We start from the raw sequence: 5,768 nt of genomic DNA, 5'->3' as shown, positions 1-5,768 counted from the left end.
CCTCAGCCAGCTGAGCCCAATCGACTACGAGAAGACGACAGATAGCCTGAAGACTGCCGCCTGAGATCGGTGTCCACGCTCAGGGGGAAACTCCCATGGCTGGACGGCGTGATCCCGGCCGAGTGGCTCAGGCGGCATTTATCGCGTGGGCGGTGCGTGGTGCTTCTGGATGGCCTGGATGAGGTTATTGACGCCGGGGACAGAAGCCGCGTGACACAGTGGGTGGAGGCCCAGATCAGCCGCTACCCTGGCAATCCCTTCGTCGTCACGTCCCGCCCACTGGGATATGACACGAATCGGCTGGCCAAGGCCGATGTCTTGGCAGTGCAGCGGTTCACCAATGGCCAGATCCGAGCCTTCCTGCACGCTTGGTGCCGGTCCATCGAGCAACGCGCTCGCCAGGGTGACCCGCACGAGATCGACCGGATCGCCGTCCAGGCTGCCGATGATCTCTTGCGCCACATCAACCGCCTTCCCGCGCTCTACGATCTGGCTGCCAACCCACTGCTCCTCACCATGATCGCCAACGTGAACCGGCATCGCGGCGGCGGCCTGCCCAGCAATCGGGCCGCCCTATATGAGGAGATGTGCCAGGTTCTGCTACACCGCCGCCAAGAAGCCAAGAATCTCACCGACGAGCTCGCCGGCCTGAACGGTGACAAGAAGGAACGCATCATCCAGGAACTCGCCTTGCACATGATGCGCCACAAGCTTCGCGACATCTCCATTGAAGACGCCCAGCGCGCGATCCGCCCCGTCCTTGAACGCACCGCTCCCACCCTCACACCAGAGGCGTTCCTTACCCATGCCCGGCGCAGCGGCCTGCTCCTGGAACGCCGACACAAGCACTATGGATTCGCTCACCAAACACTGCAGGAGTACTTGGCCGCCGCCTTGATTGCCGACCATCGCTCCCGTCGCAAGCTTCTGAGCGACAATGTCAGCGATCCCTGGTGGCGCGAGACCGCTTTGCTGTGGGCCGCCCGCGCCGACGCCAGCCGCGTCGTCCAGGCATGCCTGGACGCCCGCACCGTCCCCGCACTGCACCTTGCCTACGCTTGCGCAGCCGAAGCCCGCGAGCTCGCCCCCGCTCTACGCGACCAGCTCGACCAATTGCTAACCAGCGCACCTAGTGACCCCGAACAGATCCGACTATTGGACGGTGTCGCTGCTGCCCGCGTTCTGCAGGACACCCACGTGCTCAACGACGACGGCACCCGCATCTGCGCCCACCCTATCCCTCCCGATCTCTGGAACCGATATGCCGCCCACCCCTCCACCAGATCCGCTCCCCTGATGACCGGACCCGCCGCCGGCCCGTGGACCGCCGACATCACCGACTTCCTTACCTGGCTCCACGCCCTATTCGCCGACGGCACCAACTATCGGCTGCCGACAACAGACGAAGCCCGCCAAGCCATCAGCAACGGGCTCTACTCACAAGCAGCAATCCTTTGGGCCAAAGACACAGGGATCAGCAACCACGCCCGACTCATATCTGCCCCAGTTGATCTTCATCCTCATCGACCCACTGCTCAGCAGATCAGCACTTATCCCGACCTAATCCTCGATCACACCCATCTCCTCCTCCGCCTCCTCTTCCCGCGCTCTGCTCTCACCTTCACCCAACTTGTCACCTACAGCCACCCTCGAGAGCTCACTCCCCCTCAGCGCCAGCTTCTCTACACGCTTGATACCGCCATAGCCCATGCTCTCGCCCGCAACCCTGCTCCTAGCCCTGCCGGCGCCCTGGCTCTGGATATCTACCGTGCCTCCGGCCTCGACTTCGCCCACAACTTCGACCACATCCGCGCTCGTATTCTCGGCCGCGATCACGCCAGCACCTATGCCCGCGCCATCGCCCGTGACCGTGCCACCGCTCTCGACCTGAACCTCGATGTAAAGCTCGACCTAGACCGCACCCTTGATCGTGACCGCGACCTCGATCTCGACCGTGATCTGGACCCTGATCTCGACCGTGACCTGGGGCGCGACCTCGCCTTCGCTCGTGCAGCTGCCGCAAGCGATTTGGGATTCCTGGATGTGGGCGCTTTCGTGCTGCTCGGCGAGGCATGCCTCCAGCTGGTTCGCTGTCGCACCACACTCGCGACCCCGAGTGGTGTGAGAACGCGTAAGCGCGGGAGGGAACGAGTATCCCTGACAGAGTTCCTCCATCACGAACTAGACGCGGTCTCCACCTGGTCTCCCGCCGATGACCCCGCCATGGCTCTGAAGTACGCTCTGCGCGCCGCGAAGAGGGTCGGCGCGGCGGAGATAGAGGCCTTGGTCAACAACGCACTGCGGCTGGCTAGTCCGCTATGGGATCGAAGTCGCCCGCTTCGCCAGAGCGACATGGTCCTTGCGGCGACCTCGGTCCTGGCGGCCCTTACCAAGAGTGCGGAAGCAGCGCCGGGTTCGGAGCTGTCTCAGAACCTACGCGGAGTGCTGTCCACGCTGATCGCACTGACCCCATCGGCCGACCGTACGGACGCAACGAAGCTGGACAAGCTGCTGGTTCTGGTACGAACCTGAGGGTCCCATCTGAGTAAAGGGCCCCGGCGAAGACCAGGGCCGAGGACGAGGGCGCGCTCCTACATGTCGAGCGCGTTATTAATCTTGCTGTTGACATTGCGCCTGCCGGTAATTACATCCGCCCAGGTCATGGCCATGTGAGGGCTTCGCGTGGCGTGCGCGAGCTCCGGCCACCAGGAGAGGCAAACGCGTGCGGCATGATGATCGGCCGTGCTCCTTCGCCTGGCCTACCTCACCATCCCGAACACTTTCGCCGCACTGCGGTTGCTGCCCATGAGCGATCGGGACAAGGACGTCGAGATCCTCGCCCTGCGTCACCAGATCACCGTCCTTGAACGCCAACTCGGCGCCGACACCAGAGTCAGATTCGCCCCCGAGGACCGAGCCTTTCTCGCCGCCCTCCTGACCTCGCTGCCCCGCGAGGTCCTGCGCCGACTGCGGCTCCTCCTCCGACCGGACACAGTCCAGCGCTGGCACCGCGATCTGATGAAATGGCGTCACGCCCCTACCTGCCGGCCGAAGCGGCACGGGCGCCCGCCCACCGTCCACTCCATCCGCGCCCTCATCCTGCGCCTGGTTAGAGAGAACCTCGGCTGGGGATATCGGCGGGTCCACGGTGAGCTCACCACGCTCGGCATCAAGGTCGAACCCTCCACCGTCTAGGAGATCCTCAAGCAGGAATGCCTCGATCCAGCACCCGAACAGACATCCACCACCTGGGCCGACTTCCTACGCTCCCAAGCCAACGCCCTACTGGCCTGCGACTTCACCGAAACCGTCACCCTGAACGGACAACGCCAGTACATCCTGGCCATCATCGAGCATGCCACCAGGCGCATCCACGTGCTGGGCACGACCACTCACCCGACCGCGAGTTGGGTCATCCAGGCGACCAAGAACCTCGTGATGGATCTGCACGACGCCGGCTGTCAATCTCGCTATCTGATCCGAGATCGGGATGGGAAGTTCCCGCCGCTCATGGATGAGATCCTCACCGACGCAGGCATCCAGACAGTGCACACCGGTCTCCGGATACCTCGAATGAACTCGATCATGGAACGATGGGTGCAGTCCTGCCGCCGCGAACTCCTCGACCGCTACCTCGTATGGAACGAACACCACCTGCGGCACGCCTTGCGCGAGTACGAACACTTCTACAACCAGCACCGAGCCCATCAAGCCCTTGACCAAACTGCTCCACTGCGCTCCGCCCCGGGCTCAATCACCTATCCAGCCCTAATCGTCAACCGCAGCGTAAGCCGACGAGACTGGCTCGGCGGAGTCCTCCACGAGTAGGCACATGCCGCTTGAACTGCACGGATGGAATTTTCGGCAGGCGCAGAGCCCGCCGCAGACTCTGACGCAGCGGGGAGGCAGGTTCCCTCCCGACGAGCCGGACGACGGTCACCCGGTCAGCGAGTGAAGGTCAGGGCCTTGGCGCCGAAGGTCCATTCAGCGGCGTCGCCCAGGCTGGTGGCCACGCCCTGGCCGGTGACGATCTCCGTGACCTGCTTCGGGCTGGCCCCGGCGAGGTCCTTCATGGTCTGGATGCCCCCGCTCAGCAACGCCGTACGCGCCGCCACCGGAATCGTAGCGAACCGGTCGATCGGTGCGTCCCCCACCGTTTTGACGTCCACGTCCAGCCCGAAGGCGTTGGTGATGGCGGTGATGCCGGAGTCGCTGGTCCGCAGGGCCGCGGCCTCGCGCTGGGCCAGGTCGCCCATCAGCGTGTCGAGACTCTCGTAGTTGGCCTCCGGCAGGATTCCCACCAGGTCGCGCACGAGCGTCCCGTCCACGGCGGACTCGCGCCCGAAGGCCCGGACGAGTTCCTCCTTCTTCACGTTCCTGGGGAACCTCTTGCGCACTTCGGGGTTCTCCTCGATGAAGCGCGCCATCTTGGCGGTGCGCTGGATGCGGGCGTCGGCGCCGGGGAACACGTTGATCTCCTTGATCGCGGGCACCATCACCAGGCCCTGGCTGGTGTTGAACACCTGCACGTACTTGTCGAGGAACTTCATCGTGTCCACGTACTCGAACTGCAGGTCCGGGCGGATCGGCCCGATCGTCTGAGGCGCGCCGGGGGTCCTGGCGGTGCCGAGGGCCTCGTAGACGTCGGCGTTGAGGCGGTTCAGCTCGGCGCGGATCTCGTCGAGCAGAGCCCGGAGCTCGTGCCGCAACTCGGTCAGGCAGGCGAACTGCTTGACCTGGTCGGCGGCCAGGGCATCGAGGTCGTCCTCGATGTGGTGGAAGCGCCGGTTGAAACCCTCCTCGCTGACGGTCTCCTCGGCCTGCACCACGCTCTCGCCGTCCACCCAGTCGGCGTGCTGGAGGCTGCGCGCGAACGTGGGCTTGCAGGCGGGGGCATCGGAGGCGAACGGGGTCACGTACGCGAAGGTCCGCTTGGCCCGGCCGACGTTATGGTAGATCCAGGCACCCACGAGGGTGGCGGCCTCCGCCTTGGACACGCCGGTCTTGGTGATGCGGGCGTAGACCTCCTCTACGGACATGCCCTGCAGCGACAAGTCGGCATTGGTCATGACATGTCTCCCTAGGAGTCGAAGGTAGCGGCGGCCTCGCCACGCTGGCGGCGGCGCCGGAAGAGCCGGAACGTGCGGGCGAGCGCCGGGTCGAGGGGCTCCGCGTCGCCGTCGCCATCGAGGTCCACATGGCGGCGGCGCAAGGCGTATGTGTTCACCTCGACGCCGGCCGGGTGACAGTGCTCCAGCAGGTTCATCGTGAACTCGTACTGGAGCAGGCTCATCACCGCGTGGTCTGGCAGGTCCACCCGGTGTTCGTAGGGATCGGTACGGCCGCGGCGCGCGTATCCGAGTGTCACCAACGCGAACACCCCGGGCACGCGGGCCGCCCGCAGCCGGGTTCTGGCGCCGACCACGCCGATCCGGCCGGTGTCGGAGACGGGCAGGCGCCTGCCGAGCGGCACCACGTACCAGCGGAACCCGGTGGAGCGGCGCGGCGCGAGGTTGACGTCGGCCCCCGGCAGCCCGACGACGCCCAGGACGAGCAGCACGTTCGAGGGGGTCACCAGCGGCAACATGGAGGCGATCCCAGCCGTTTCGAGCACGGCGGCCAGCGTGCGCAGCGTGTCAGCGGCGGCCGGGTCGCCGGTCGTGATCCGGGCCGCGAACGCGGGGTCGAGGCGCACCGTGGCCACCAGCTCGGCCGGCAGGCGCGCGAGCCGCTCCACGGCCGGCCGTCCAGGAGCCCGCGCCGGCCGG

Annotated in this window: 5 protein-coding genes; 3 read left to right on the top strand and 2 right to left on the bottom strand. The window is 65.8% G+C overall.

Going from position 1 to position 5,768, the window contains the following annotated elements; genetic code table 11:
- The first annotated feature begins 156 nt into the window (after window positions 1-156).
- The 3 genes from ACWDX9_RS58745 to ACWDX9_RS58735 all read left to right on the top strand — a co-directional run bounded on the left by ACWDX9_RS58745 (window position 157) and on the right by ACWDX9_RS58735 (window position 3,828).
- A complete protein-coding gene (locus ACWDX9_RS58745; RefSeq protein ID WP_449972208.1) occupies window positions 157-2,532 on the top strand; it encodes an NACHT domain-containing protein in 2,376 nt (791 codons plus the stop codon).
- A 210-nt stretch (window positions 2,533-2,742) separates the two neighbouring features.
- Window positions 2,743-3,195, top strand: coding sequence for a hypothetical protein (locus ACWDX9_RS58740; protein ID WP_449972205.1), 453 nt, complete (start codon window positions 2,743-2,745; stop codon window positions 3,193-3,195).
- 243 nt (window positions 3,196-3,438) lie between these two features.
- Entirely contained in the window at window positions 3,439-3,828 is a 390-nt protein-coding gene (locus ACWDX9_RS58735; RefSeq protein ID WP_449972210.1) for an integrase core domain-containing protein, read from the top strand.
- 116 nt (window positions 3,829-3,944) lie between these two features.
- Here the strand turns inward: ACWDX9_RS58735 and ACWDX9_RS58730 are convergent, their stop codons facing one another.
- Both ACWDX9_RS58730 and ACWDX9_RS58725 read right to left on the bottom strand, forming a co-directional pair.
- The gene (locus tag ACWDX9_RS58730; RefSeq protein WP_449972202.1) at window positions 3,945-5,069 is read right to left on the bottom strand and encodes a hypothetical protein; all 1,125 of its coding nucleotides are present in this window, start codon (window positions 5,067-5,069) and stop codon (window positions 3,945-3,947) included.
- A gap of 11 nt (window positions 5,070-5,080) precedes the next feature.
- Window positions 5,081-5,768, bottom strand: a 688-nt coding sequence (locus ACWDX9_RS58725) for a hypothetical protein (RefSeq protein WP_449972200.1), incomplete at its 5' end; no start/stop codon positions are given.

The sequence above is a fragment of the Nonomuraea sp. NPDC003201 genome (genome assembly GCF_053590415.1).
This window is presented reverse-complemented; position numbering and strand designations above follow the sequence as displayed.

What these genes read in the sequence shown, in the direction of transcription:
- ACWDX9_RS58730 (WP_449972202.1), bottom strand. Translation starts at nt 5,069, where the DNA reads ATGACCAATGCCGACTTGTCGCTGCAGGGCATGTCCGTAGAGGAGGTC.
- ACWDX9_RS58735 (WP_449972210.1), top strand. Translation starts at nt 3,439, where the DNA reads ATGGATCTGCACGACGCCGGCTGTCAATCTCGCTATCTGATCCGAGAT.